Source organism: Sphingomonas yunnanensis, from assembly GCF_019898765.1.
Classification (GTDB): domain Bacteria; phylum Pseudomonadota; class Alphaproteobacteria; order Sphingomonadales; family Sphingomonadaceae; genus Sphingomonas; species Sphingomonas yunnanensis.
Map to the genome: position 1 here is coordinate 1,141,675 of NZ_JAIOKB010000001.1, position 25,201 is coordinate 1,166,875.

The 25,201-nt window shown below is 71.0% G+C and carries 23 protein-coding genes; 14 read left to right on the top strand and 9 right to left on the bottom strand.

All coding sequences use genetic code 11. The annotated features are described in order from the left end of the window. Window positions 1-5 precede the first annotated feature (5 nt). The 3 genes from glyS to K7957_RS05550 all read right to left on the bottom strand — a co-directional run bounded on the left by glyS (window position 6) and on the right by K7957_RS05550 (window position 3,599). Window positions 6-2,156, bottom strand: coding sequence for a glycine--tRNA ligase subunit beta (glyS, locus tag K7957_RS05540; protein WP_223010915.1), 2,151 nt, complete (start codon window positions 2,154-2,156; stop codon window positions 6-8). Between the two features lie 7 nt (window positions 2,157-2,163). Continuing rightward, window positions 2,164-2,622 carry an endonuclease domain-containing protein gene (locus K7957_RS20645; RefSeq protein ID WP_425517171.1) on the bottom strand — a complete coding sequence of 153 codons (459 nt, stop codon included), beginning with the start codon at window positions 2,620-2,622 and terminating at the stop codon, window positions 2,164-2,166. A 137-nt stretch (window positions 2,623-2,759) separates the two neighbouring features. Next, window positions 2,760-3,599, bottom strand: a complete 840-nt coding sequence (locus tag K7957_RS05550) for a glycine--tRNA ligase subunit alpha (RefSeq protein ID WP_223011140.1) — start codon at window positions 3,597-3,599, stop codon at window positions 2,760-2,762. Window positions 3,600-3,872: 273 nt separating this feature from the next. On the opposite strand from K7957_RS05550, the gene K7957_RS05555 reads away from it, so the two are divergent. The 5 genes from K7957_RS05555 to K7957_RS05575 all read left to right on the top strand — a co-directional run bounded on the left by K7957_RS05555 (window position 3,873) and on the right by K7957_RS05575 (window position 7,372). Further along, window positions 3,873-4,235 (top strand): hypothetical protein, encoded by a 363-nt coding sequence (locus K7957_RS05555; RefSeq protein WP_223010917.1) that lies wholly within the window; start codon window positions 3,873-3,875, stop codon window positions 4,233-4,235. Window positions 4,236-4,323: 88 nt separating this feature from the next. After that, window positions 4,324-5,214 (top strand): TraB/GumN family protein, encoded by an 891-nt coding sequence (locus tag K7957_RS05560; protein ID WP_246616654.1) that lies wholly within the window; start codon window positions 4,324-4,326, stop codon window positions 5,212-5,214. Between the two features lie 104 nt (window positions 5,215-5,318). Continuing rightward, window positions 5,319-5,942: a 50S ribosomal protein L25/general stress protein Ctc gene (locus K7957_RS05565; RefSeq protein WP_223010919.1), complete on the top strand. Its 624-nt coding sequence runs from the start codon at window positions 5,319-5,321 to the stop codon at window positions 5,940-5,942. 199 nt (window positions 5,943-6,141) lie between these two features. Beyond that, window positions 6,142-6,711, top strand: coding sequence for an aminoacyl-tRNA hydrolase (pth, locus tag K7957_RS05570; protein WP_223010920.1), 570 nt, complete (start codon window positions 6,142-6,144; stop codon window positions 6,709-6,711). A 76-nt stretch (window positions 6,712-6,787) separates the two neighbouring features. Further along, window positions 6,788-7,372 (top strand): TIGR02466 family protein, encoded by a 585-nt coding sequence (locus tag K7957_RS05575; RefSeq protein WP_223010921.1) that lies wholly within the window; start codon window positions 6,788-6,790, stop codon window positions 7,370-7,372. Here the strand turns inward: K7957_RS05575 and K7957_RS05580 are convergent. Next, window positions 7,356-8,219, bottom strand: a complete 864-nt coding sequence (locus K7957_RS05580) for an oxidoreductase (RefSeq protein WP_223010922.1) — start codon at window positions 8,217-8,219, stop codon at window positions 7,356-7,358. The two genes, K7957_RS05575 and K7957_RS05580, sit on opposite strands and share 17 nt — an antisense overlap. Window positions 8,220-8,325: 106 nt before the next feature. Here K7957_RS05580 and K7957_RS05585 point away from each other — a divergent pair, with 106 nt between their 5' ends. Both K7957_RS05585 and K7957_RS05590 read left to right on the top strand, forming a co-directional pair. Next, window positions 8,326-10,002 carry a DEAD/DEAH box helicase gene (locus tag K7957_RS05585; protein WP_223010923.1) on the top strand — a complete coding sequence of 559 codons (1,677 nt, stop codon included), beginning with the start codon at window positions 8,326-8,328 and terminating at the stop codon, window positions 10,000-10,002. Window positions 10,003-10,217: 215 nt separating this feature from the next. Next, entirely contained in the window at window positions 10,218-11,261 is a 1,044-nt protein-coding gene (locus K7957_RS05590; RefSeq protein ID WP_223010924.1) for a sialidase family protein, read from the top strand. A gap of 38 nt (window positions 11,262-11,299) precedes the next feature. Here K7957_RS05590 and K7957_RS05595 read toward each other — a convergent pair whose 3' ends face one another. Further along, window positions 11,300-12,397, bottom strand: coding sequence for a DUF2332 domain-containing protein (locus K7957_RS05595; protein ID WP_223010925.1), 1,098 nt, complete (start codon window positions 12,395-12,397; stop codon window positions 11,300-11,302). Between the two features lie 59 nt (window positions 12,398-12,456). Between K7957_RS05595 and hisG the strand changes: the two genes are divergently transcribed. Both hisG and hisD read left to right on the top strand, forming a co-directional pair. Next, window positions 12,457-13,134 (top strand): ATP phosphoribosyltransferase, encoded by a 678-nt coding sequence (gene hisG / locus K7957_RS05600; RefSeq protein WP_223010926.1) that lies wholly within the window; start codon window positions 12,457-12,459, stop codon window positions 13,132-13,134. Then, the gene (hisD, locus tag K7957_RS05605; RefSeq protein WP_223010927.1) at window positions 13,131-14,426 is read left to right on the top strand and encodes a histidinol dehydrogenase; all 1,296 of its coding nucleotides are present in this window, start codon (window positions 13,131-13,133) and stop codon (window positions 14,424-14,426) included. Before hisG ends, hisD begins: the two co-directional genes overlap by 4 nt. Before the next feature lie 202 nt (window positions 14,427-14,628). On the opposite strand, the gene serA is transcribed toward hisD, so the two are convergent. Continuing rightward, window positions 14,629-16,206: a phosphoglycerate dehydrogenase gene (gene serA / locus K7957_RS05610; protein ID WP_223010928.1), complete on the bottom strand. Its 1,578-nt coding sequence runs from the start codon at window positions 16,204-16,206 to the stop codon at window positions 14,629-14,631. 124 nt (window positions 16,207-16,330) lie between these two features. After that, window positions 16,331-17,488 (bottom strand): phosphoserine transaminase, encoded by a 1,158-nt coding sequence (locus K7957_RS05615; RefSeq protein WP_223010929.1) that lies wholly within the window; start codon window positions 17,486-17,488, stop codon window positions 16,331-16,333. Between the two features lie 182 nt (window positions 17,489-17,670). On the opposite strand from K7957_RS05615, the gene K7957_RS05620 reads away from it, so the two are divergent. Next, the gene (locus K7957_RS05620) at window positions 17,671-18,330 is read left to right on the top strand and encodes an extensin family protein (protein ID WP_223010930.1); all 660 of its coding nucleotides are present in this window, start codon (window positions 17,671-17,673) and stop codon (window positions 18,328-18,330) included. Window positions 18,331-18,379: 49 nt separating this feature from the next. Continuing rightward, window positions 18,380-19,264: an LOG family protein gene (locus K7957_RS05625; protein ID WP_223010931.1), complete on the top strand. Its 885-nt coding sequence runs from the start codon at window positions 18,380-18,382 to the stop codon at window positions 19,262-19,264. A gap of 140 nt (window positions 19,265-19,404) precedes the next feature. On the opposite strand, the gene K7957_RS05630 is transcribed toward K7957_RS05625, so the two are convergent. After that, a complete protein-coding gene (locus K7957_RS05630) occupies window positions 19,405-20,712 on the bottom strand; it encodes a hypothetical protein (protein WP_343228310.1) in 1,308 nt (435 codons plus the stop codon). Window positions 20,713-20,777: 65 nt separating this feature from the next. Here K7957_RS05630 and K7957_RS05635 point away from each other — a divergent pair, with 65 nt between their 5' ends. Beyond that, window positions 20,778-22,031, top strand: a complete 1,254-nt coding sequence (locus tag K7957_RS05635; protein ID WP_223010932.1) for a putative DNA modification/repair radical SAM protein — start codon at window positions 20,778-20,780, stop codon at window positions 22,029-22,031. 204 nt (window positions 22,032-22,235) lie between these two features. Next, a complete protein-coding gene (locus tag K7957_RS05640; protein ID WP_223010933.1) occupies window positions 22,236-23,645 on the top strand; it encodes a UdgX family uracil-DNA binding protein in 1,410 nt (469 codons plus the stop codon). A 48-nt stretch (window positions 23,646-23,693) separates the two neighbouring features. On the opposite strand, the gene K7957_RS05645 is transcribed toward K7957_RS05640, so the two are convergent. Then, the gene (locus tag K7957_RS05645) at window positions 23,694-24,488 is read right to left on the bottom strand and encodes an aldo/keto reductase (protein ID WP_223010934.1); all 795 of its coding nucleotides are present in this window, start codon (window positions 24,486-24,488) and stop codon (window positions 23,694-23,696) included. Window positions 24,489-24,567: 79 nt separating this feature from the next. Between K7957_RS05645 and K7957_RS05650 the strand changes: the two genes are divergently transcribed. Beyond that, window positions 24,568-25,200, top strand: coding sequence for a DedA family protein (locus K7957_RS05650; protein WP_223010935.1), 633 nt, complete (start codon window positions 24,568-24,570; stop codon window positions 25,198-25,200). Window position 25,201 lies beyond the last annotated feature (1 nt).

Consider the following 25,201-nt stretch of genomic DNA (forward strand, 5'->3'; position numbering starts at 1 on the left):
GTGACTCAACCTTCGATCCGGCCGAAATCGGCGACCGTGTGGACCGCGGCGCGGACGCGCGCGAGCAGCGCCAGCCGCGCCGCGCGCTTCGCCGGATCGGGATCGTTGACGGTCACAGTGTCAAAGAACGCGTCGATCGGGGCGCGGAGAGTCGCGAGCGCGGCCATCGCCCCCTCGAAGTCCTCGCGCGCGACCGCCTCGGCGGCGGCGGGCTCGGCGGAGTCGAGCGCGGCGATCAGCGCGGCTTCGTCCTTTTCCGGCGTGTAGGACAGGGGCAAGTGCTGTGGTGCGGGCACGTGCTCGTGCGCGGGCCTGTGCTCCCGCGCACGCAGGAGGCCAGAGCCACCGTGCGCCTCGCCATCCTGGGCTCCTGCGTGCGCAGGAGCACGGTCGATGACGCCCTCCTTCTTGAGGATGTTGGCGGCGCGTTTGTATCCGGCGAGCAGATTGGCGCCGTCCTCGGTGCCGACGAACGACTGGAGCGCGCGCACCCGCGCGAGCAGCCGGACGAGATCGTCCTCGCCGACGCCCCTTTGTCGTTCGGCCGCGAACACCGCGTCGATCAGGTCGTGGCGCACGCCGGCCTCGCGCTGCTGGACCTTGAGGCGGTCGGCGAAGAAGTCGAGCACGTCACGCGACACGACCTCGCCGAGCGGGAAGCGCAGGCCGTTGTCGAGGATGAGCGCGATCACGCCGAGAGCCGAACGACGCAGCGCGAACGGGTCCTTTGAGCCGCTCGGGCGCAGGTCGGCGGCGAAGAACTGCGTGATGCTATCCAGCTTGTCGGCGAGGCTCACCGCCACCGTGACCGGCGCGGTCGGCACCTCGTCGCCCTGCCCGACCGGCTTGTAATGGTCGCGCACCGCCTCGGCGACCGCGACGGGCTCGCCCTGCGCCGCGGCGTAATAGCCGCCTATCAGCCCCTGGAGCTCGGGGAACTCGCCGACCATGCCGGTAACGAGGTCGGCCTTGGCGAGCCGTGCCGCACGCTCCGCCATGTCGGCGAGCGACGCTAGATCCTCCCCGCGAGCGGGGAGGATCACACCCTCTTCCACCAGCCAATGTGCCAGCCTAGCGACGCGCTCCACCTTGTCGGCCACCGTGCCGAGCTTCTCGTGGAACACGATCTTGCCGAGCCTCTCCGCCTGCTGCTCGAGCGGCACCTTGAGGTCGGTCTCGTAGAAGAAGCGCGCGTCGCTCAGCCGGGCCGCCAGCACCTTGCGGTTGCCGTCGACGATCCGCGCGCCGCCATCGCTCGCGGCGATGTTGGCGGTGCACACGAACGCGTTCGCCAGTCGCCCGTCAGCGTCGCGACACACGAAATACTTCTGGTTCACGCGCGCGGTGAGCTGGATCACCTCGGGCGGCACGTCGAGGAAGGCGGGGTCGAAGCGGCCGAGCAGCGGCACCGGCCACTCGGTCAGCCCGGCATTCTCGGCCACCAGCCCCTCGTCCTCCACCAGCACCAGCCCCGCCTCGGCAGCCAGCGCGGCGGCGCGGCCGCGGATCAGCGCGGCGCGCTCGTCCTGGTCGACGACGACGTGGCAGGCGCGCAGCTTCTCCACGTAATCCGCCGCCGAGCCGATCGTGATCGCGCCGGGATGGTGGAAGCGGTGGCCGAGCGTCGCCGCGCCGCTCTCGACGCCCGCGACCGCCACCGGCACGACCTGCTCGCCGAACAAAGCGAGGATGCCGTGGAGCGGTCGGACCCAGCGCAGGCTCTCGGTCGAGCGCGACTCCGCACCCCAGCGCATCGACTTGGGCCACGGGAAGGCGCGGATCACCGCGGCCACCGCCTCGGCCAGCACCTCGGGAGTGGCGCGGCCGGCCCTCTCGCTGACCGCATAGAGCACGCCGTCGCGCTCGGTCAGCTGTTCCCGGGTGAGTCCGGTCTTGCGCAGGAAGCCCTCGAGCGCCTGCGGCGGGGCGGACGCGCGCGGGCCCTTGATCTCCTCCGAGACGGCGGCGGTCGCCTCGGGCAGACCGCGCGCGATCAGCGCGAGCCGGCGCGGCGTGGCGTAGGTGACGGTCTCCGTCGCGGCGAGCCCGGCCCGCGCCAGCTCGGCGGCGAACAGGCGGGCGAGATCCTCGCGCGCCCTGGCCTGCATGCGGGCGGGGATCTCCTCCGAGCGGAGTTCGAGCAGGAAATCGGTCATAAGGCTCTCAATCCTCCCCGGCACGGGGAGGGGGACCGCCCGGCGCAGCCGGACGGTGGAGGGGGGTGGCCGCGAACGCAGCGATCGCGTCGGCCGCGGCGTCGGCGTCGCGGAGGATCTCGGCCGCGGGGACGTGGAGGACGCGATAGCCGTGGCCTCGGAGGAAAGCGTCGCGGCTGACATCGCGCTCGGGCCGCTCGCCGCGGCCATGGGCCTTACCGTCCACTTCCTCGACCGTATGGGTAGCGGCGCAGTAGAAATCGGCGACGTACGGCCCGACCGGGTGCTGGCGACGGAACTTCACGCCCGCCGCGGCACCTCTGACGCGCTGCCCCAGCAGCACCTCGGGCAGCGACATCTCGCGGCGGAGGCGACGGGCGGTGGCCGACTCGGGGCGGAGCGCTCGCGGCGATCCCCCTCCACCACGACGCCGCGCGCGACGGTCCCCCTCCCCGCGAGCGGGCAGGATCTTGTCGGTCGCTCTCGCGGTGACACACCGATCCTCCCCGGCGCGGGGAGGGGGACCGCCCGGCGCAGCCGGGTGGATGGGGCTCTCCGCGGAAGCGACGTCCGCCGGATCCCCCCTGCCGTCCCCCAGGGCGCTCACGCCGCCCACCCGTTCTTCTCCATCCACGCCCCGCATGCGCCCTTCGCGAGGTCGCGCACGCGGCCGATATAGGCCTGGCGCTCCGCCACCGAGATCACGCCGCGCGCCTGGAGCAGGTTGAACGTGTGGCTCGCCTTGATCGCCTGCTCGTACGCCGGGATCGGCAGCCCAGCGGCGAGGCTGTTCTCGCACTCGGCCGCGGCCTTGCGGAAGGCGTCGAACAGCGCCTCGGTGTCCGCCACCTCGAAGTTCCACGCGCTCATCTGGCGCTCGTTCTCGAGGAAGACGTCGCCGTAGCTCACCCCCGCGTCGTTGAAGCGCAGGTCGTAGACGTTGTCGACGTCCTGAATGTACATCGCCAGCCGCTCCAGCCCGTAGGTCAGCTCGCCCGCCACCGGCTTCATGTCGAAGCCGCCCATCTGCTGGAAATAGGTGAACTGGGTCACCTCCATCCCGTCGCACCAGACCTCCCAGCCGAGCCCCCAGGCGCCGAGCGTCGGGCTCTCCCAATCGTCCTCGACGAAGCGGATGTCATGGACGCCCATGTCGACCCCGATCGCGGCGAGGCTGCCGAGATACAGCTCCTGCAGGTCGCTCGGGCTCGGCTTCAGGATCACCTGATATTGGTAGTAATGCTGGAGCCGATTGGGGTTCTCGCCGTAGCGGCCGTCGGTGGGGCGGCGGCACGGCTGGACGAAGGCGGCGTTCCACGTGTCCGGCCCGAGCGCGCGCAGCGTGGTGGCGGGGTGAAAGGTGCCCGCGCCCATCTCCATGTCATAGGGCTGGAGGATCACGCAGCCGCGCTCCGACCAATAATGGTGGAGCCGCAGGATCATCGCCTGGAAGCTGAGCGGGCGGTTGGCGCTGGTGTCGGTCACCCCCGGCGCTGTGGCGGAAGCCCGGCGGGGAATCAAGCGAGTGGCGCGAGGCGGCGGTGACACACTCTCCCACTCGATGCGGCCAAGTCTATGATAATGGTAGCGCAACATGCTGCTTGCCCGCGCAAGCGCTGGAGCGGCGCCGCGCGCGACGAGCAAGTCCAGTCGGCCGCGGTTCAGCCCGCCGTTGCTACCGCTCCCATCGCCAGATCAACGAAAGGAGCGATCCTCTTGCCCTATACCTTTCTTCTCACGGCGCTTCTGCTCGACGCGACGTCCGCACCGTCGCCCTCCACCTCGCCCGTGGCCGCCGAGCGCGCGCTGCGTACCCGCCCGGCGTGTCGCCCGCTCGGGCTTGCCCCCGGGGTCGTGCCGGCGACCTCGGTGCTGGCGACGCGTGGCAACATGCTCCAGGCCGACATCGCCACCGCGCGAAAGGCGCGCACGCTGACGCCGCCGCAGGCCGACGCGCTGTGGCAGCAGGCCGACCAGGTGCGGCAGCGCGTCGCGGGCAAGGTGCGCCTCCCGGTCGCCACCCGCGCCGAGGCGAACCGCACGCTCGAGTCGATCGCGGCGCAGCTCTGCCACCGCTGATGCCGCGCGCGCCGCGCTTGCCCGGCGCGGCGCGCGCGCCGATAGCGCACCCTTTCCTTCGCCGGGACGCCGCCGCATGAACGCTGCCATGAAGACCGCTCTCTCCGCGCTCGCGCTGCTGCTCGCGCTCCCCGCCTGCGCGCAGCAGGCACCCGCCCCCGCGACGCCGGCCGACGCCGATCCCGCTTTGTGGGTGGTGAAGGACAAGGACACGACGATCTACCTGTTCGGCACGATCCACGTGCTCAAGCCCGGCCTGTCCTGGTTCGACGAGGGCGTGAAGTCGGCGTTCGACCGCTCGCAGACCCTGGTGCTCGAGATGGTCGAGCCCGATTCGCAGACCGCGCAGAAAATCGTCGCGGCCAAGGCCTTCGCCCCGACGGGCAGCACGCTGACGACTCAGCTGCCGCCCAATTATCGCCCCGCCTTCGCCAAGGCGATGGGCGAGGGCGGCGTCACCGCCCAGGCCTATGACAGGATGCGGCCGTGGTTCGCCGCGGTGACGCTGTCGCTGCTGCCGGTGCAGAAGCTCGGCTACCAGGCCGCCAACGGCCCCGAGAAGGTGCTGACCGAGGCGGCGCGCGCGGCGGGCAAGCAGGTCGTCGGGCTGGAGACGTTCGAGGGCCAGCTCGGCATCTTCGACACGCTGTCGCAGCCCGCGCAGCTCCAGCTGCTCGAGAGCACGCTCGACGAGCTGCCCACCGCCGAGCGCACCTTCGACCGGCTCGTCACCGCCTGGTCAAAGGGCGATCCCGACGGCGTGGCGAGCGAGATGAACGACTCGCTCAAGGACTCGCCCGAGGTCGCCAAGGCGCTGCTGGTGGATCGCAACAGGCGCTGGGCGGCGTGGATCGCCGAGCGGATGAAGCGGCCGGGCACCGTCTTCGTCGCGGTCGGCGCGGGGCATCTCGCCGGCGCGCAGAGCGTCCAGGCGCAGCTCGGCGCGTACCGGCTGAGGGCGGTGCGGGTGAACTACTGATTGCGTTTCGGGCGCGTCGCGGCTAAGCGCGCGCACTTCCGCCATGGTCATCCCTGGAGGCGTGGCGGGAGCATATCAGTCATCTTACGTTTCGGAGCACCAACATGAGCGATACCATCACGCTCGCGGCCGAGACGCGTGACCGGGTTGGCAAGGGAGCCTCCCGCTCGCTGCGTCGCGAAGGCCGTGTCCCCGCCGTGATCTACGGCCAGAACAAGGAGCCGTCGGCGATCCACCTCGAGGAGAAGGCGCTGGTCAAGGCATTGATGACCGGCCACTTCATGAACTCGGTGATCATGGTCGACGGGCAGCGCACGCTGGCCAAGGACGTCGCCTTCCACCCGGTGACCGACCGCCCGACCCACGTCGACTTCTTCCGCATCGCCGCCGACGCGACCGTCACCGTCGCGGTGCCGGTGGTGTTCGCCGACGAGGAAGAGTCGCCCGGCCTCAAGAAGGGCGGCGTGCTCAACGTCGTGCGCCACGAGCTCGAGCTGGTGGTCGACGCCAGCAACATTCCGACCGAGATCACCGTGTCGGTCGCGGGCAAGGACGTGGGCGACACGATCCACATCAGCGAGGTGACGCTGCCGCAGGGCGCGACCCCCGCGATCGAGGACCGCGACTTCACCGTGGCGACGCTGGTCGCGCCGTCGGCGCTGCGATCGGAAGGCGCGGCCGACGAGGCCGAGGACGCCGCCGCGGCCGAGGGTGCGAGCGAGGCCTGAGCGCCGCGCTCCGCGTGAGCCATATCGGGGGCAGGGTGGCGGCGACGCTCCCCTGCCCCTTCGCTTTCGTGGGGCGCTTGCGGCGAGATGGATCCCGGGCTCAAGCCTGTCCTGAGCGCCGTCGCAGGCGGCGTCGACGGGGCCAGGATGACCGACAAGCGGACGTGCCGCTCGTGCACCCCATCAGGAGACCACCATCGTGCAACTCTGGGTCGGCCTGGGTAACCCTGGCGCGCAATATGCGATGCACCGGCACAATGTCGGCTTCATGGCGGTCGACTCGATCGCCGAGGTGCACGGCTTCGCGTCGCCCGCCAAGAAGTTCCAGGGCTGGCTCCAGGAGGGGCGCGTCGACGGCGTGAAGGTGCTGCTGCTCAAGCCGGCGACCTTCATGAACGATAGCGGCCGCTCGGTCGGCGAGGCGCTGCGCTTCTACAAGCTCGGCGCCGAGGCACTCACCGTGTTCCACGACGAGCTCGACCTCGCGCCGATGAAGGTCAAGGTGAAGCAGGGCGGCGGCACGGCCGGGCACAACGGGCTCCGCTCGATCGACCAGCATCTCGGGCCGGACTTCCGGCGCGTGCGGATCGGCATCGGCCATCCCGGCCACAAGGATCGCGTCACCGGCCACGTCCTCGGCAATTATGCCAAGAGCGAGATCGACCCGCTCAGCGACCTGCTCGGCGCGGTCGCGGCCGAGGCGGGCTGGCTCGCCAAGGGTGACGACGTACGCTTCATGAACGACGTGGCGCTGCGGCTCGGAGCGTGAGCAGATCCCCCTCCCTGTGCCGGGAAGGATTTTGCACCGACCCAGGCTAAACCCTGCGCGACAACAAGGACCCATTATGCCGACGCGCCAGCTCTTCCCCACGCATTTCTACGAGGTGCGGCTCGACCAGCCCGCGCTGCTCGACGAGCTGGCCGACTCCTGCCGCGCGCTCGCCGCCGAGGACGTCGCCGGCACGCGCTGGTCCAAGGCGCACGGCTATCGCGGCTACACCAGCTATGCCTCGCTCAACGACCTGCCGCAGCGCGACCCCGCCTTCGCCGACCTCAAGCGGCTGCTCGACCGCCATGTCGCGACCTTCGCCGCCGAGGCCGGGTTCGATCTCGGCGGGCGCAGGCTCAAGCTCGACAGCCTGTGGGTCAACGTGATGAAGCCCGGCGGCACGCACTCGGGCCATCTCCACCCGTACAGCGCGGTGTCGGGCACCTTCTACGTCGCAGTGCCGCCCGGCTCGGGCGCGCTCAAGTTGGAGGACCCGCGGCTGGCGATGCTGATGGCGGCGCCGCCGCGCGACGGCACCTTCGTCTATGCCGAACCCGCACCGGGCACGCTCTTCCTGTGGGAGAGCTGGCTGCGCCACGAGGTAATGCCCAGCGCCGCCAAGGAGGAGCGCGTCTCCGTCAGCTTCAACTACCGCTGGTAGCGTCGGCCGGGAAGTCGGCGCCGAGCGCGGCGTCGCGCTGCGACTCGATCTCGGCGACGCGCCCGCGCAGCCGCTCGGTGACCGCGTCATAGCCCCACTTCCCGAGCACCAGGTGCCGCGGCGGGCTGGCGCGCTCGACCGCTTCGATCATCGCCTCCGCCGCGCGTACCGGGTCGCCGGGCTGGTTACCCGAATAACCCTTCGTCGACTCCATGCGCGCCCCGGCCGTCTCGGCATAATCGGCGATCGCGCTCGGCGTCTGGCGCAGCGAGCGCCCCGCCCAGTCGGTGCGAAACGGCCCCGGCTCGACGCAGGTGACCGCGATCCCGAGCGGCGCCACCTCAGCGGCGAGCGAGTCGGAGAAACCCTCCACCGCGTGCTTGGAGGCGGCGTAATAACCCGAGGACGGGAAACCGACGAGGCCCGCGACCGAGGTCATGTTGACGATCGTGCCGGCGCGGCGCTCGCGCATCCCGGGCAGCACCGCGCGGGTGAGCGCGAACAGACCGAAGACGTTGGCGTCGAACTGCGCGCGGATCTCGTGATCCTCGCCCTCCTCGATGCTCGACTGATAGCCGTAGCCCGCGTTGTTGATGAGTACGTCGATGCGGCCGAAGCGCTCGGTTGCGGCGGTCACGGCGGCGTCGATCTGCGCCTGATCGACCACGTCGAGCGACAGCGCCAGCGCGCGGTCGCCGAATTGCTCGACCAGATCGGCGACCCGGCCCGAGTCGCGCGCGGTGACGATGGCGCGCCAGCCGCGCTCCAGCACCAGCCGCGCGAGCTCGCGCCCGAAGCCGGTGGAGCAGCCGGTGATGAACCAGACGGGGTCGTTGACGAGCGCCATGTCGCGTCTATCCTACCGTGATCAGGAGAAAAGCGCCGAACGTCCCGCGCCGTCGCGCCGTTCCCACTGGCATTTTCGGCCGATCGCGCCCATGTGCGCTGTCCTCATGGACTTTCCGAATCTTCCTGCCGCGCTGGGCAGCGCGCTCGCCGCGCGTGGCTATACCGCGCTCACTCCCGTCCAGTCCGAGGTGACGGCCGAGGCCGCACACGGCCGCGACCTCCTCGTCTCCGCGCAGACCGGCTCGGGCAAGACCGTCGCCTTCGGCCTCGCCATGGCCGAGCAGCTGCTCAGCGAGGACGGCGCGTTGCCGCCCGCCGCGGCACCGCTGGCCCTGGCGATCGCGCCGACGCGCGAGCTCGCGCTCCAGGTCGCCAAGGAGCTGGCCTGGCTCTACGCCGACGCGCGCATCGCCACCTGCGTCGGCGGCATGGATGCCAGCCGCGAGCGCCGCGCGCTCAACCACGGCGCGCATATCGTCGTCGGCACGCCGGGCCGTCTGCGCGATCACGCCGAGCGCGGCGCGCTCAAGCTCGGTCAGCTCCGCGTCGCGATCCTCGACGAGGCCGACGAGATGCTCGACATGGGCTTCCGCGACGATCTCGAGGCGCTGCTCGACCAGACCCCGACCGAGCGCCGCACCCTGCTCTTCTCGGCGACGCTGCCGCGCCCGATCGTCCAGCTCGCCAAGACCTATCAGCGCGACGCGCTGCGCATCTCCACCGTCAGCGAGCAGCGCGGCCACGGCGATATCGCCTATCGCGCGGTCACCGTCTCGCCCGCCGACATCGAGCATGCGGTGATCAACCTGCTGCGCTTCTACGAGGCGGAGACCGCGATGCTGTTCTGCGCCACGCGCGACAACGTCCGCCATCTCCACGCCGGTCTGGTCGAGCGCGGCTTCGCCGCGGTGGCGCTGTCGGGCGAGCATTCGCAGAACGAGCGCAACCAGGCGCTCCAGGCGCTGCGCGACCGGCGCGCGCGCGTCTGCGTCGCGACCGACGTGGCCGCGCGCGGGATCGACCTGCCGTCGCTCAGCCTCGTCATTCACGTCGAGATGCCGCGCGACGCCGAGGTGCTCCAGCACCGCTCGGGCCGCACCGGGCGCGCGGGCAAGAAGGGCACCGCGGTGCTGATCGTGCCCTATCCGCGTCGTCGGCGGGTCGAGATGATGCTGCGCGGCGCGCGCATCGCGACCGAGTGGGGCGAGGTGCCGAGCGCCGAGGAGATCCGCGCCAAGGACCGCGAGCGGCTGCTCGAGACCTTGCTCGCGCCGGTCGAGGTCGACGACGACGACCGCGCGCTCGCCGCCGAGCTGCTGGCGCAGCGCTCGCCCGAGGACATCGCCGCCGCGCTGGTGGCGGCGCAGCGTGCCGCCTTGCCCGCGCCCGAGGAGCTGACCGGCCAGGCGCCGAGCGAAGGCGGGCAGAAGGGGCATCGCGACGGCTTCGACGACGTGGTGTGGTTCCGCATGAACGTCGGCCGTCGCCAGAACGCCGACCCGCGCTGGGTGCTGCCGCTGCTGTGCCGTCGCGGTCACGTGACGAAGAGCGAGATCGGCGCGATCCGGATCGGGCCGATGGAGACGCAGTTCCAGGTGCCGCGCGCGCTGGCAGCGCGCTTCGCCGCGGCGGTGCGTGCGTCGGCCAACAGCGACGGCGAGGACGAGAACGGCGTGCGCATCGAGCAGATGGAAGGCGCCGCGCCACCACGTGCGGCGCGGGTGCCGCAACGCCGGCCGAACGGCGGCGCGACCGCCGCGCGCGGGCCGCGACGGCGGTGATGCGGGATGTGACGGCGGTGGGGCTCTCGTCGCTCTTCGCGTAAGCTGTTCCCCGGCGCAGGCCTGGGCCCAGTTGGGAAGGCTATCGTAAGTCCACTGCCGTTCCCCAACTGGGCCTTGGTCTTGGCCGGGGAACAGTGGTGGACGCGCACGTTCTCCATGACGCGCCATTCTTTGCCGCCTACACGCAGCGCCTCCCTCACCGAGGCGCCGTCATGACTCTCTCCCGCGCACTCGCGCTCGCGCTCGTCACCGCTCCCACGCTCGCCGCGACGGCGCCCTCCGCGATCGTCGCCAGCGCGTTCGTCGACCCTGCCCCGCCCTACCCGCAGGCGCATGCCTCGACGATCGTCCAGCTCGCCGATGGCACGCTCGCCGCGGCCTGGTTCGGCGGCAGCGGCGAGGGAGGCGCGGATGTCCGCATCTGGTTCGCGCGCCGCACCGCCGCCGTTTGGCAGAAGCCGCGCGCCGTCGCGGCCGGCGACGGGCAGCCGACGTGGAACCCGGTGCTGTTCCAGCCCGCGGGCGCGCCGCTCCAGCTCTACTACAAGGTCGGGCCGAACCCGCGCGACTGGTGGGGCATGGTGATCGAGTCGCATGACGGCGGGCGACACTGGGGCGCGCCGCGGCGGCTGCCCGCCGGCGTGCTCGGGCCGATCAAGAACAAGCCGATCGTGGCGCGCGACGGCGCGTGGCTGGCGCCGTCGAGCCGCGAGGTCGGCAGCGCCGCGCACAACCGCTGGTACGCGCTGGTCGAGCGTTCCACCGACCGCGGGCGGACGTGGCGAGCGCTGCCCGCGATCGCCTCCCCGCGCGGGCTCGAGGTGATCCAGCCGAGCCTGCTGACCCTTCGCGACGGGCGGCTGCTGGCGGTCGCCCGCACGCGGCAGGGCGTGCTCGCGGCGAGCTGGTCGCGCGACTCGGGGCGGCACTGGTCGCCGCTGACCGCGCTCGCACTGCCCAACCCGAACGCCGGGACCGACGCGGTGACGCTGGCCGACGGGCGCCAGCTGCTGGTCTACAACGACAGCACCAACCGCCCCGGCAGCGACACCGGGCCGCGCTGGCCGCTGGCGGTGGCGCTGTCCGACGACGGGGTGCGCTGGCACAAGGTGCTGACGCTGGAGAGTGAGCCGCGACCGGAGGGCTATGCCTATCCGGCGGTGATCCAGTCGCGCGACGGCCTCGTGCACGTGACCTACACCTGGAACCGCGAGCGCATCCGCCACGTCGCGATCGACCCGCGACGGCTGCGCTAGGGATCAACTTCGCTTGGCTGGGGGAAGACCTCCGCTCATCACGGCTCGCTCACCGCCGCCTCGGGCAGCGTGATGCCCGGCCCCCCCTCCGCCGGCGCACCCGGCGCGATCCACGCCGCATGGGCGTGCGCGCTCGCCACCGTCTCCCAGCCGCGATCGTCGGGCCAGGTGCGCACGCGCACCAGCTGACGCGCGCTCGCGCGGTCGGGTTCCATCATCACCCAGGCGAGCGGGCGCTCGCGCGTCGCGCGCGGGCCCGCCGCGGCCATCGCAGCGCGGACGCGGTCGGCGGTCGCCCCGGGCAGATACTGCCACACCACCGAGTGGAGCAGCACGCGGGTCACGCCGTCCGCCTGCGGCTCGGCCAATCGCGCCTCGAGCCAGTCGGCGGCGTCGGCGCGGTCGAGCGCGACGCCGTGCGCGCGCACCATCGCCACCGCCGCGCGCAGCCGCTCGAGCCGCTCGGGCGCCTCCGGCCATACGTAGGACTCCAGCCGCCGCGCCTGCGCCGGGTCGCGCGCGTCGAGCGGGGCGACGTCGCAGCCGCGTGTCGCGACGATGGCGAGCGCCACCGGCGCGGGAGGTTCCCCGCGCCATGTCGGACGGAGCGTCAGCGGCGCGCCGGGGGGGCCGATCATCGTCCCGCCGAGATCGATGCGATAGCGATCGATCAGCAGGTTGAGCCCCGCGCTCGCGCCGATCTCCAGCGTCTCCAGCCGCGGCCCGAGGCGTCGCGCCACCGCGAGCAACCCGACCATCAGCGCCGCCGCGCGGCCGGGCTCGTTGGTCTGCGGCGGCCCGTCGAGGTACGGCAGCAGTCGGGCGGCATGACGCTCCAGCGCCGCGGCGAGCACCCCGGCGACCGCGTCGGGCTCGCTCACCGCGCCGGAGAAGACCGCCGCGAGCGTGTCGTCGGCGCGGTCGAGAACCAGCGCGTGCAGCCCGCCGATCAGCCGCAGCGGCAGCGCGTCGCGGGTCGGCTCGCCGCGCCAGTCGAGCACGCGCCGCGCCACCTCGCCGTCGCGCCCGAGCCGGTCGGCGATCGCCTCGCACAGCCGCGCGTAGATCGGCGCGTCCATGCGCGCGCAGTAGAAGGCCTGGATCCGGAACGCTTCCCGCACCGCTGCTTCGCTCATCGTCGCTTCCTCCTTCCCTGCCCGTTGCTCCCGCTCAGGCGCCGCCGTAAAGCCCCGCCATGCCCGAACACTCTGCCCCTTCCGAGCCGATCGTCATCGCGGTGCCCAAGGGGCGCATCCTCGGCGAGGCGCTGCCGCTGCTCGCGCGCGCCGGGATCGTGCCCGAGCCCGCCTTCGGCGACGAGAGCAGCCGCGCGCTGCGCTTCCGCACCGCCGATCCCAGTATAGAGCTGATCCGCGTCCGCGCCTTCGACGTCGCCACCTTCGTCGCGCACGGCGCCGCGCAGCTCGGCATCGTCGGCTCGGACGTGCTCGCCGAGTTCGCCTATCCCGAGCTGTACGCGCCGGTCGATCTCGACATCGGCCACTGCCGCCTCTCGGTCGCCGAGCCCGCCGAGCTGGCCGCGCGTGACGACCCCCGCGGCTGGAGCCACGTCCGCGTCGCGACCAAATATCCGCACGTCACCGCGCAGCATTTCGCCCGCCGCGGCGTGCAGGCTGAGTGTATCAAGCTCAACGGCGCGATGGAGCTGGCACCGACGCTCGGCCTCGCCGCGCGGATCGTCGACCTCGTCTCCTCGGGGCGGACGCTCCAGGAGAACGGCCTGGTCGAGGTCGAGCCGATCATGGCGGTGTCGGCGCGGCTGGTGGTGAATCGCGCCGCGATGAAAACGCGCGCGCACGTCTTCCCGCTGGTGGAGGCGTTCCGCGCGGCGGTGGGGAAGAAGGCGGCATGATCTGGCTCGACACAAGCGACGCCGATTTCGCCACCCGCTTCGACGCGCTGGTCGACGCGCGCCGCGAGGCCGCGACCGACGTTGCGCGCGATGTCGCCACGATCGTGCGCAGCGTGCGCGACGAGGGCGATGCCGCGCTCCACGCCTTCACGCAGAAGCTTGATCGCCATGACCTCGACCAGACCGGCTGGCGTGTCGACCGCGCCGCCTGCGCCGCGGCGTTCGACGCGGTGGAGCCGGAGTTGCGGGTCGCGCTCGAGCTCGCCGCGGCGCGCATCCGCGCTTATCACGAGAAGCAGCGGCCAACTGATACCGACTTCACCGACGCCGCCGGCGTGCGGCTCGGCGCGCGCTGGCGCGCGGTCGACGCCGCGGGCGTGTACGTGCCGGGCGGGCGCGCCGCTTACCCCTCGACGCTGCTGATGAACGCGATTCCGGCCAAGGTCGCCGGGGTCGAGCGGCTGGTGGTGGTGACGCCGACCCCCGACGGCGTGATCAACCCGCTGGTGCTCGCCGCCGCGCATCTCGCCGGCGCGGACGAGGTATGGCGCGTCGGCGGCGCGCAGGCGATCGCCGCGCTCGCCTACGGCACCGAGCGGATCGCGCGGGTCGACGTCGTCACCGGGCCGGGCAACGCCTGGGTCGCCGAGGCCAAGCGTCAGGTCTATGGCGTGGTCGGTATCGACATGGTGGCGGGGCCGAGCGAGATCGTGGTCGTCGCCGACGGCGCCAACGACCCCGGGTGGATCGCCGCCGACCTGCTCAGCCAGGCCGAGCACGACACCACCACGCAGTCGATCCTGTTCACCGACGACGCCTCCTTCGCCGAGCGCGTCGCCGCGGCGGTCGACCGCCAGCTCACCGCGCTGCCGACCGAGGCGGTGGCGCGCGTCGCGTGGGAGGACAATGGCGCGATCGTGGTGGTGCCCACGCTGGCCGAGGCGATGCCGCTGGTGGACCGGCTCGCGCCCGAGCATGTCGAGCTGGCGTGCGACGACCCCCAGATGCTGTTCGACCGGCTGCGCCACGCCGGCTCGGCCTTCCTCGGGCGGCACACGCCCGAGGCGATCGGCGACTATGTCGCGGGGCCGAACCACGTGCTGCCGACGGGGCGGCGCGCGCGCTTCGCCAGCGGGCTGGGCGTGACCGACTTCATGAAGCGCACGAGCTTCCTCCAGCTCGACGAGAGCGCGCTCAACGAGCTGGGCCCGGCGACGATCGCGCTGGCGCGCGCGGAGGGGCTGCCGGCGCACGCGCAGTCGGTGGCGCTGCGGATCCGCACGAACCGGTGAGGTGCTCTCCCCTCCTCTTCGGGGGACCGGTCGGGGGTGGAGCGTCACCGCACGCGAGACGCTCAAGGAAGCGCCCCACCCCGGCCCTTCCCTCAAGGGGAGGGAGTGCCAAGTGTTAAGCTAACTCCTCCCTGGGCCCCAGGGAGGATCTAAGTCTCCACTCCGCTCGATCAGCCGCTTATCCCGTAGCGGCGGCGCCTCCTCAGAACGCCAGCCCCATCGCGGTCTTCACGCCCGGCAGCGCCTTGACGCGCGCGAGCAGCTCGGCGTCGACCGGCTGGTCGACCGAGAGCAGCAGCACCGCCTCGCCGCCCGCCTGGCGCCGGCCGAGGTGGAAGGTGCCGATGTTGACACCCGCCTCGCCCAGCAGCGTGCCGATGCGGCCGATGAAGCCCGGCGCGTCCTCGTTGACGACGTAGAGCATCGCGCCGGTGAGATCGGCCTCGACCTTGATCCCGAACAGCTCGACCAACCGCGGCGCCGAGTCACCGAACAAGGTGCCCGCGACCGAGCGCTCGCCGTCGGCGGTGCGCACCGCGACGCGCAGCAGCGTGTGATAGTCGCCCTCGCGCTCGGTGCGGATCTCGCGCACCTCCATGCCGCGGTCGCGCGCCAGCACCGGCGCGTTGACCATGTTCACCGTGTCGGTCTGCTGGCGCAGGAAGCCGGTGAGCACCGCGCTGGTCAGCGGCTTGGGGTTGAGGTCCGCCGCGGCGCCCTCGCGGTGGATCGACACGCGGTCGATCGCGCCGGTGGCGAGCTGGCCGACGAGCGAGCCGAGCTTCTCCGCCAGCCCCATGTACGGGCGCAGCTTTGGCGCCTCCTCGGCCGAGAGGCTGGGCACGTTGAGCGCGTTGGTCACGCCGCCCGAGACGAGATAGTCCGCCATCTGCTCGGCGACCTGGATGGCGACGTTGACCTGCGCCTCCGTGGTCGAGGCGCCGAGATGCGGGGTCGAGACGAAATTGGGCGTGCCGAACAGCGGGCTGTCCTTGGCGGGCTCGGCCACGAACACGTCGAGCGCGGCGCCCGCGATATGGCCCGAGTCGAGCCCCGCCTTGAGCGCCGCCTCGTCGATCAGTCCGCCGCGCGCGCAGTTGACGATACGCACGCCCTTCCTGGTCTTGGCGAGATTCTCGGCCGAGAGGATGTTGCGCGTCTGGTCGGTCAGCGGCGTGTGCAGCGTGATGAAGTCGGCGCGCGCGAGCAGCTCGTCGAGCGTCACCTTGGTCACGCCCAGCTCGACCGCGCGCTCCTCGGTGAGGAACGGGTCGAACGCCACGACCTTCATCTTCAGCCCGAGCGCGCGGTCGGCGACGATCGAGCCGATATTGCCCGCGCCGATCAGCCCGAGCGTCTTGCCGGTGACCTCGACGCCCATGAAGCGGTTCTTCTCCCACTTGCCCGCCTGGGTCGAGGCGTCCGCCTCGGGCAGCTGGCGCGCGAGCGCGAACATCAGCGCGATGGCGTGCTCGGCGGTGGTGATCGAGTTGCCGAACGGTGTGTTCATCACCACCACGCCCTTGGCCGAAGCGGCGGGAATGTCGACGTTGTCGACGCCGATACCGGCGCGGCCGACCACCTTGAGGTTGGTCGCGTGCTCGAGGATGTCCTTGGTCACCTTGGTCGAGCTGCGGATGGCGAGGCCGTCATACTGGCCGATGATCGCCTTGAGCTCGTCCGGGGTCTTGCCGGTGATCTCGTCCACCTCGACGCCGCGCTCGCGGAAGATCTGCGCGGCGCGCGGGTCCATCTTGTCGGAAATGAGTACCTTGGGCATTCAGGTGCCTTTCGATTTCGGTCGTCATCCCCGCGGAAGCGGGGTCCAGAGCCGCTGACGATGCGGCTCCTGCGACGACCTGCGTGTCTGGATCCCCGCCTTCGCGGGGATGACGAGGAGTGTGTTAGGCTGCCGCGCTCTTCGCGGTGGCGTAGGCCCAGTCGAGCCACGGGCCGAGCGCCTCGATGTCGGCGGTGTCGACGGTCGCGCCGCACCAGATGCGCAGGCCCGGGGGCGCGTCGCGATAGCCGCCGACGTCATAGGCGGCGTGCTCCGCCTCGAGCAGCGACACCATCTTCTTGATGACCGACTCGTCGGCGTCGACCGTGAGACAGACGCTGGTCTTCGACCGCGACGCCGGGTCCGCGGCGAGGTGCCCGAGCCAGTCGCGCTCGGCGACGATCTTGTCGAGCGCGGCGGCGTTGGCGTCCGACCGCGCGATCAGCCCGCCCTTGCCGAGCGACCTGGCCCATTCGAGCGACCAGATCGCGTCCTCCACCGCCAGCATCGAAGGCGTGTTGATCGTCTCGCCCTTGAACACGCCTTCGGTCAGCTTGCCCTTGGAGACCAGGCGGAACACCTTGGGCAGCGGCCAGGCGGGGGTGTAGCTCTCCAGCCGCTCGACCGCGCGCGGGCCGAGGATCAGCACGCCGTGCGCGCCCTCGCCGCCCAGCACCTTCTGCCAGGAGAAGGTGGCGACGTCGATCTTGTCCCACGGCAGGTCGTAGGCGAACACGCCGCTGGTGGCGTCGGCGAAGCTCAATCCCTCGCGGTCGCCGGGGATCCAGTCGCCGTTCGGCACGCGCACGCCGCTCGTGGTGCCGTTCCAGGTGAACAGCACGTCGTTGCTCCAGTCCACCTGCGCGAGGTCGGGCAACTGGCCATAGTCAGCGCGAATGACGCTGGGATCGATCTTGAGCTGCTTGACCGCGTCGGTCACCCAGCCCTCGCCGAAGCTCTCCCAGGCGAGCGCGGTGACCGGGCGCGCGCCCAGCATGGTCCACATCGCCATCTCATACGCGCCGGTGTCGGAGCCGGGGACGATGCCGATCCGGTGCGTGTCGGGCAGGTCGAGCAGCTCGCGCATCAGGTCGATGCTATGTTGCAGCCGCTGCTTGCCGAGCTTCGAGCGGTGCGAGCGTCCGAGAACGTCGGTGGCGAGCTTGGCGGGATCATAGCCGGGCGGCTTGGCGCAGGGGCCGGACGAGAAATGCGGGCGGGCCGGCCGGGTGGCGGGCTTCGCGGGCACGAGGGTGGCGTCGGCGGCAATCGTATCAGTCATGTCTGACTCTCCTCACAGAGAGCACGCGCGGCGTTGGGACCGCGTGGCCCGTCGATCGCGCTACAGGCGCGCGGGATCGGTGGCAAGCCGCATGATCGTCTGAAAGGCGCCTAGGTCAGCGGTGTAGGTTCGGCCACGAACGACGTCTTTAGCTCGCCGCCACTCGACGCTACACGGAGCCGATGACGCCGTGGCGTAACCACCGTTCCTGTATCCTTCTCGTGGCACTGCTGCTCGCCGGCTGCGGGCGAAACGAGCGCCCTGCCCCGCCGAGCGCGCGCGGCGAGGTGGAGGGGCCCAGCCTGCGCGAGACGCGCCAGTGCTTCGCCGACCTGCGCGCGCTCGGGGTCGACTTCCAGCCGCTGCCCGACAAGCAATATGGTGGCGGCTGCGCGCTGATCGGCACCGTCAAGCTGCTCGACATCGGTGTGCCTACCGCCAACCTCGGCGCGGTGCGCTGCGGCGAGGCGCGCACCTATGCCGCCTGGGCGCGCAACGGCGTCGCGCCCGCGGCCTATCAGATCCTCGGCTCCGAGCTGTCGCGCATCGTCAGCATGGGCAGCTACGCCTGCCGCAACACCATCGGCACGAAGGGGCCGGCGCGGCGCTCGGGGCACGCGCTGGCCAACGCGATCGACATCGCCGCGTTCGAGCTCAAAGACGGCCGCCGCATCTCGGTCCTGAACGACTGGCGCTCGCCCGACCCGGCGGTGCAGCTGTTCCTGCGCACCGTCCACGCCTCGGCCTGCCGCCGCTTCGGCACGGTGTTGTCGCCCGATTACAACGCGGCGCACCGCGATCACCTGCATCTCGAGGACGACGGGGCGCGCTTCTGCCGCTGACGCACCCCATGTTCTTGCGACCGTCATCATCCCGTCCTATCGATCCGCGATGACAGATACCCGCGTACCCAGCCGCGTCTTCCCGCGCGCCTCGCAGGATGCCGAGGTCGCCAAGACCAACGTCTCCACTCCGCAGACCGAGAGCCCCGCCTACAAGCTCGCCTTCCAGGACATGGAGTTCCTGCTGCGCGAGGACCTGCGCCCGGTCCGCTTCCAGCTCGAGCTGCTCAAGACCCAGCTGATCTTCGAGGAAGCGCATATCGGCTCGACCTTCGTCTTCTACGGCTCTGCGCGCATCCCCGAGCCCGCCAAGGCACAGGCTTTGCTCGACCTGGCCACCGACGAGAAGAGCCGCCGCGTCGCCGAGCGACTGGTCGCCAAGAGCAAATATTACGACATGGCGCGAGAGCTGGCGCAGCTCTGCTCCAACTTCCCGCGCGACGAGGCGGGCAAGCGCCATTTCGTGGTCTGCTCGGGTGGCGGCCCGTCGATCATGGAGGCGGCCAACCGCGGCGCGGCGGACGTCCACGCCGAATCGATCGGGCTCAACATCGTGCTGCCGCACGAGCAGGCGCCCAACCCCTATGTCACGCCCGCGCTGAGCACGCAGTTCCACTATTTCGCGCTGCGCAAGATGCACTTCCTGCTTCACGCGCGCGCGCTGGCGGCGTTCCCGGGCGGGTTCGGCACGTTCGACGAATTGTTCGAGCTGCTGACGCTGATCCAGACGGGCAAGGTCGAGCCGATCCCCGTGCTGCTGTTCGGGCGCGAGTTCTGGGAGCGCGTCATCAACTTCGACGCGCTGGTGGAGGAAGGCGTGGTATCGGAGCGCGACCTCGGCATCTTCCGCTACGTCGAGAGCGCGGCCGAGGGCTGGGCGGTGGTGCAGCAATTCTATCGCGACCGGCACGAGCGGGGCGACGTGCCGCGGTGATGAGCGCGGCGGGGAGAGCGCGTGGGATTGCCCCAGCGCCCGGCCTGCACCTCCGCCGCTGTCCTTCGACGCCTTCCCCTTCGTCATTCCTGCGCAGGCAGGAATCCAGACACGCTGAGGCCGGTGCGAGAAGCGCGACGTCAGCGCGTCTGGATCCCCGCCTCCGCGGGGATGACGGCTTCGGGGAACGGGGTGCGCGCTCCGACCCGCCCCGGCCTCACTCCCGCGTCGTCCAACCCTTGTCCGCCCGCCCCCTGCCCGCTCACCCACCCGGGCGCGGGATCGCGTACCGCGGCGTGGATCAGCCACAGCAGCGCCACGGCGCGGACGCTCGCGGCGACGAGCACATCGGCCTGCGTCGCCGAGACATTCGCCCCCTCCCAGCCGGCGAACAACCAGAACTCGGCGAAATACGCCGCGAGGTCGCCGAGCAGGAACAGCGCGAGCGGGCGGGCTCGGCTGCCGGTGAGCACCAGCAGCGGCCACAGCCACAGGTCGAACTGCGGCGAGTAGACCTTGTTGGTCAGCAGGAACCAGGCGAGCACCGGGGTGAACAGCAGCCATGGCCGCGCGCCGTGTTGGCGCCAACCGACCGCCACGATCGTCCCTGCGCCGCCGAGGAAAAGCAACAGCGACCACAGGTTGCGCGTCGCCACGTCGGTCCGCCACCAGCCGAACTGTGCCAGCAGCTCCCACGCGCTCGCCGCGGTGCCGCCGCGCTCGCTCGAGAAAGCGTAGAACTCGCGCCAATGGTCGTAGGCGAACCACGCCACCGGCAGGTTCACCGCGCCCCAGCAGCCCAGCGCGACGACGACCAGCCGCGCCGTGCGCCGCCCGCGGGCGGGCGGGTCGCCCCGTCCGAACAGGGCGCCGAGCCCCAGGAGCGGCAGCAGCAGCACCGGGAACAGCTTGGCCGCACCGCCCAGCGCGGCGAGCGCGGCCGCCCGCGGCGCCTGGTCGCGCGACGCCGCACGCACCGCCGCGACCGCGAAGCTGGCGGCGAGCAGGTCCCAATTGTGGCCGAGGTAGAGCACCAGCGGCGGCGCCAGCGCCCAGGCATATTGCCGCCGCAGGCTCGCGCCGGTGCCGCGAATTAGCTCCAGCACGACATAGGCGAGCAGGGCGTTGCCCAGGGTCACCGCGTTGAGGAAGTCGGCCGCGTCGGCGCGCGTTCCCGCCACCACGCGCGCGAGCAGCGCCTCGAGCCAGATCAGCCCGCCGGTGAGCACGGGATATTCCATCCGCGCCTGGAAGTAGGGCACCTGTCCGGTGGCGAGCCCACGCTGCCCCCAGAAGGGCACCGCGTCGCTGTAGCAGCCGGTGACATATTGCTCGCTGCCGCTCCACGCCGCGCCGCAATGCGCCTTGAAGCCCCAGCCGAGCAGGCAGGTCAGCGCCAGCGCGAGATAGGGGCCGTCGGGCCCAAGCCGATCGATGATCCTGCGCACGGGATTGATTCATGGCAGGTCGCTTCGCCCTCGACAAGGCGGGCAAGTGAACATAGATCGAACATATGGCGCAGCTCGACGTCCGGCAGAAACTGGAAATCCTCGCCGACGCGGCGAAGTATGACGCGTCGTGCGCGTCGTCGGGCACGTCCAAACGCACCTCGGCCGACGGCAAGGGGCTGGGCTCGACCGAGGGGATGGGCATCTGCCACGCTTATGCGCCCGACGGCCGCTGCATCTCGCTGCTCAAGATCCTGCTGACCAACAGCTGCGTGTTCGACTGCCATTATTGCATCAACCGGAAGAGCTCGAACGTGCGCCGCGCCCGCTTCAGCGCGCAGGAGGTGGTGAACCTCACCCTCTCCTTCTATCGGCGCAATTATATCGAGGGACTGTTCCTCTCGTCCGGTATCATCAAATCGTCCAACTATACGATGGAGCAGCTGGTCGAGGTCGCGCGCTCCTTGCGCGAGGACCATCATTTCCGCGGTTATATCCACCTGAAGACGATCCCGGACGCCGATCCCGAGCTGGTCCACCAGGCCGGCCTCTACGCCGATCGCGTGTCGATCAACGTCGAGCTCCCCACCGTGGGTGGGCTGCGCCGGCTCGCGCCCGAGAAGGACGGCGCGCGGATCGAGGGGGCGATGGGCGAGATGAAGGCGGCGATCACCGATACGGCGGACGCGCGCACCCGCTACAAGTCGGCACCGCGCTTCGCGCCGGCGGGCCAGTCGACCCAGATGATCGTCGGCGCCGATGCCGCGACCGACGGCGACATCGTCCGCAAGGCATCGACGCTGTACGATCGCTTCGGGCTGCGGCGGGTCTATTACTCGGCGTTCAGTCCGATCCCCGACGCCTCCGCGGTGCTGCCGCTGCAGCGGCCGCCGCTGATGCGCGAGCATCGGCTGTACCAGTCGGACTGGCTGATGCGCTTCTACGGCTTCTCGACGGACGAGGTCGTCGCCGCCGCGGACGAGGGCACGGGCATGCTGCCGCTCGATATCGATCCCAAGCTCGCCTGGGCGCTCAAGTTCCGTGATCGCTTCCCCGTCGATGTCAACCGCGCGCCGCGCGAGCTGCTGTGGCGCGTGCCGGGGCTCGGCACCAAGGCGGTGAAGAGCATCCTGGCGGCGCGGCGTTGGCGACGGCTGCGGCTGGACGACGTCGCGCGGCTGACGGTGTCGATCGCGCGGGTGCGGCCGTTCATCGTCTGTGAGGACTGGCGGCCGGTGGTGCTCGCCGACCGCGCCGAGCTCAGGCCGCTCGTCGCGCCCAGGGTAAAGTCGCAGCAGCTCGAGCTTTTCGCCGCGTGAGAGTGACTCGCGGGTGAAACGCTTTACCGCCGTGGCGCGCTGTGGCGGAATGATGGTTCGACGTGGCCTAGCGGGGACGCATACCTCTCCCCTTCCCTTCTGGGGAGGTGGTGGGGGTGGCACGTCGCCGCCAGCGTTTCGTCTGCGGGAGCTCCCCACCCCGATCCCTCCCCTGAAGGGCTCGGGCTTGAACATAGGCTGACCTTGCGCGTCGTCACCCTCTCCGCGCCCGATGACGTCGATGGCTGGCGCGACGCCGCGCGCGGGCTGCTCGCCGAGCATGTCGCACCCGACGCTGTCGTGTGGCAGGTCGGCACCGCGGCCACCGACCTCTTCGCCGCGGCCGCCACCGAACCGTCTCCCGCCCCGCGTCATGACGCCACTGCGCCGGCGCCGCGCGTACCGCGCGCCTTCCTCGATCTCGCGAACAGCGCCGCGCTCCACCACGATCCCGAGCGATTCGCGCTGCTCTACGCGATGCTCTGGCGGCTGCGCGAGACGCCGCGGCTGACCGATGACCATGCCGATCCGCTCGTCCGCCGGATCGAGACGCTCGCCAAGTCGGTGCGGCGCGACATCCACAAGATGCGCGCCTTCGTCCGCTTCCGCTCGGTCAGCGACGACGCCGGCGAGCGCTACGTCGCCTGGTTCGAACCCGAGCACCACATCGTGCGCGCGAACGCCGCCTTCTTCGTCAACCGCTTCGCCAGCATGCGCTGGTCGATCCTGACACCTGAGGTATCGCTCCACTGGGATGGCGCGGCGCTCCAGGAAGGGCCCGCAGCGGAGCGCGGCGACGCCCCGGAGGGCGACCCGATCGAGGAAGTGTGGAAGACCTATTACGCCAGCATCTTCAATCCGGCGCGCGTGAAAGTCGGCACGATGCTCCGCGAGATGCCGCGGAAATACTGGAAGAACATGCCGGAGACCGCGCTGGTGCCGCAGCTGCTGGCGACCGCGCAGGCACGGGAGAGCGGGATGATCGACAAGGCGCGCGCGCGGGAGAGCGCGGTCGGCGACAATGCGCGGGCGGCGTGGGAGGCGCTGCGCGACGAGGCGTCGGCGTGCACGCGCTGTCACCTCTACAGGCCCGCCACGCAGACGGTGTTCGGCGAGGGGCCGGTCGACGCGACGATGATGTTCGTCGGCGAGCAGCCCGGCGACCAGGAGGATCTCGCCGGCCATCCGTTCGTCGGCCCCGCGGGACAGGTGTTCGACCGCGCGCTCGCGGCGGCGGGGATCACCCGCGCCGAGACCTATGTCACCAACGCGGTCAAGCACTTCAAGTTCGAGCCGAGGGGGAAGCGGCGGATCCACGCCAAGCCCGACGCGGGCGAGATCGAGGCGTGCCGATGGTGGATCGAGCAGGAGCAGATGCTGCTGCGCCCGAAGGTCACGGTGGCGCTGGGCGCGACCGCGGCGCGCAGCCTGTTCGGCAAGGTGATGACGATCGGCCGCGAGCGCGGTCGCGAGCTGCGCCTGCCGGACGGCGGCGCGGCCTGGATCACAGTGCACCCGAGCTACCTGCTGCGGCTCCCCGATGAGGCGGCGAAGGCGAGCGAGTATGAGCGCTTCGTCGAGGACCTGCGGATGGCGCACGCCGCGGCGGGGTGAGGCGATGAGCAGGTCCTCCCCGGCACGGGGAGGATCTCAGCTCAACCTTTACAGCTCGCGCGGGTCCGGCCCCATCCGGCCGTCGGGATCGTCCATCGCATCGATCGCGGCGACATCGTCGTCGCTCAGGCTCAGCTCGATCGCCTGCCAGTTGCTCGCGAGATGCTCGGGGTTGCCCGCCTTGGGGATCGCAGCCAACCCTTTGGCGAGATGCCAGGCGATCAGCACCTGCGCGGGCGTGGCGTCGAGCCGCTCGGCGATCGCGACCACGCGCTCGTCGCGCAGCGTCTCGCCCTGCCCCAGCGGCGACCAGCTCTGCGTGACGATGCCGCGCTCACGATTATACGCCTGCACCTCGCGCTGCTGGAAGGTTGGGTGTAGCTCGATCTGGTTGACCGCGGGCACGACGCCGGTGGCGTCGATGATCGCGTCGAGATGCTCGGGCAGGAAGTTCGACACGCCGATCGAGCGCGCCTTGCCCATGTCGCGCAGCGACACCAACGTCTGCCAGGCCTCGACGTAGCGCTCGCCCGCGGGGTGCGGCCAGTGGATCAGGTACAGGTCGACCTGGTCGCGCCCGAGCAGCGCGAGGCTGGCGTCGAGCGCCGCCTCGGCGTCGCCGTGCTGGTCGTGCCACAATTTGGTGGTGAGCCACACCTCGTCATGCGCCAGCCCCTCACCGACGCCGCGCTCATTGTGATAGAGCGCGGCCGTGTCGACGAGGCGGAAGCCGAGGTCTAGGCCGGCGCGCACCACCGACGCCACCTGCGAATCCGGGATCTGATAGGTGCCGAGCCCGAGCTGGGGCATCAGGCGGCCGTCGTTGAGCGTGAGATCGGTCATGCGCGTCGAACCGTTGCTGAACAGCGCGGTTCCACTTTGCGGCTTCCCTTTCCCACCCGCGTGACGCAAGCGCAGCACCATGGTCGAGAAGATCCTTGCCGCGCTCGCCGGCTTCGCCATCGCCGTGATCTCCGCCGGCGGCTATTGGGGCATCGCGCTGCTGATGGCGATCGAGAGCGCGTGCATCCCGCTCCCGTCCGAGATCATCATGCCCTTCGCGGGCTATCTCGTCTCCACCGGCGAGCTCAACCTGTTCCTCGCCGCGACCGCGGGGGCGATCGGGTGCAACATCGGCTCGGTGGTCGCCTACGAGATCGGCCGGCGCGGCGGGCGGCCCATGGCGGAGAAGTTCGGCCGCTACGTGCTGGTCGGCCCGGGCGAGCTCGACCTCGCCGACCGCTTCTTCAACCGCTGGGGCGCCTGGGCTATCCTGATCGGGCGCATGCTGCCGGTGGTGCGGACCTTCATCGCCTTCCCCGCCGGGGTCGCGCGGATGAAGCTGATCCCGTTCCACCTCTACACCTTCCTGGGCTCCTGGCCGTTCTGCCTGCTGCTCGCCTGGGTCGGCATGACGCTGGGCGACAAGTGGAACAGCGACCCGCGGCTGAAGGCGTTCTTCCACCGCGCCGACGCGGCGATCGGCGTGGTGCTGGTCGCGGCGATCGCGTTCTACGTCTGGCACCGCGTGCGCGGCCTGAAGAAGCACGGCTGAC

Excerpts from the sequence above, each read along its gene's own strand:
- hisG (WP_223010926.1), top strand. The coding sequence starts at position 12,457 with ATGCCCGAACACTCTGCCCCTTCCGAGCCGATCGTCATCGCGGTGCCC.
- K7957_RS05580 (WP_223010922.1), bottom strand. The coding sequence starts at position 8,219 with ATGGCGCTCGTCAACGACCCCGTCTGGTTCATCACCGGCTGCTCCACC.
- K7957_RS05590 (WP_223010924.1), top strand. The coding sequence starts at position 10,218 with ATGACTCTCTCCCGCGCACTCGCGCTCGCGCTCGTCACCGCTCCCACG.
- K7957_RS05615 (WP_223010929.1), bottom strand. The coding sequence starts at position 17,488 with ATGACTGATACGATTGCCGCCGACGCCACCCTCGTGCCCGCGAAGCCC.
- K7957_RS05635 (WP_223010932.1), top strand. The coding sequence starts at position 20,778 with ATGGCGCAGCTCGACGTCCGGCAGAAACTGGAAATCCTCGCCGACGCG.
- serA (WP_223010928.1), bottom strand. The coding sequence starts at position 16,206 with ATGCCCAAGGTACTCATTTCCGACAAGATGGACCCGCGCGCCGCGCAG.
- K7957_RS05650 (WP_223010935.1), top strand. The coding sequence starts at position 24,568 with ATGGTCGAGAAGATCCTTGCCGCGCTCGCCGGCTTCGCCATCGCCGTG.
- K7957_RS05575 (WP_223010921.1), top strand. The coding sequence starts at position 6,788 with ATGCCGACGCGCCAGCTCTTCCCCACGCATTTCTACGAGGTGCGGCTC.
- K7957_RS05620 (WP_223010930.1), top strand. The coding sequence starts at position 17,671 with ATGACGCCGTGGCGTAACCACCGTTCCTGTATCCTTCTCGTGGCACTG.
- K7957_RS05625 (WP_223010931.1), top strand. The coding sequence starts at position 18,380 with ATGACAGATACCCGCGTACCCAGCCGCGTCTTCCCGCGCGCCTCGCAG.
- K7957_RS05645 (WP_223010934.1), bottom strand. The coding sequence starts at position 24,488 with ATGACCGATCTCACGCTCAACGACGGCCGCCTGATGCCCCAGCTCGGG.
- K7957_RS05565 (WP_223010919.1), top strand. The coding sequence starts at position 5,319 with ATGAGCGATACCATCACGCTCGCGGCCGAGACGCGTGACCGGGTTGGC.
- K7957_RS05550 (WP_223011140.1), bottom strand. The coding sequence starts at position 3,599 with ATGATCCTGCGGCTCCACCATTATTGGTCGGAGCGCGGCTGCGTGATC.
- K7957_RS05595 (WP_223010925.1), bottom strand. The coding sequence starts at position 12,397 with ATGAGCGAAGCAGCGGTGCGGGAAGCGTTCCGGATCCAGGCCTTCTAC.
- K7957_RS05585 (WP_223010923.1), top strand. The coding sequence starts at position 8,326 with ATGGACTTTCCGAATCTTCCTGCCGCGCTGGGCAGCGCGCTCGCCGCG.
- glyS (WP_223010915.1), bottom strand. The coding sequence starts at position 2,156 with ATGACCGATTTCCTGCTCGAACTCCGCTCGGAGGAGATCCCCGCCCGC.
- hisD (WP_223010927.1), top strand. The coding sequence starts at position 13,131 with ATGATCTGGCTCGACACAAGCGACGCCGATTTCGCCACCCGCTTCGAC.
- K7957_RS05560 (WP_246616654.1), top strand. The coding sequence starts at position 4,324 with ATGAAGACCGCTCTCTCCGCGCTCGCGCTGCTGCTCGCGCTCCCCGCC.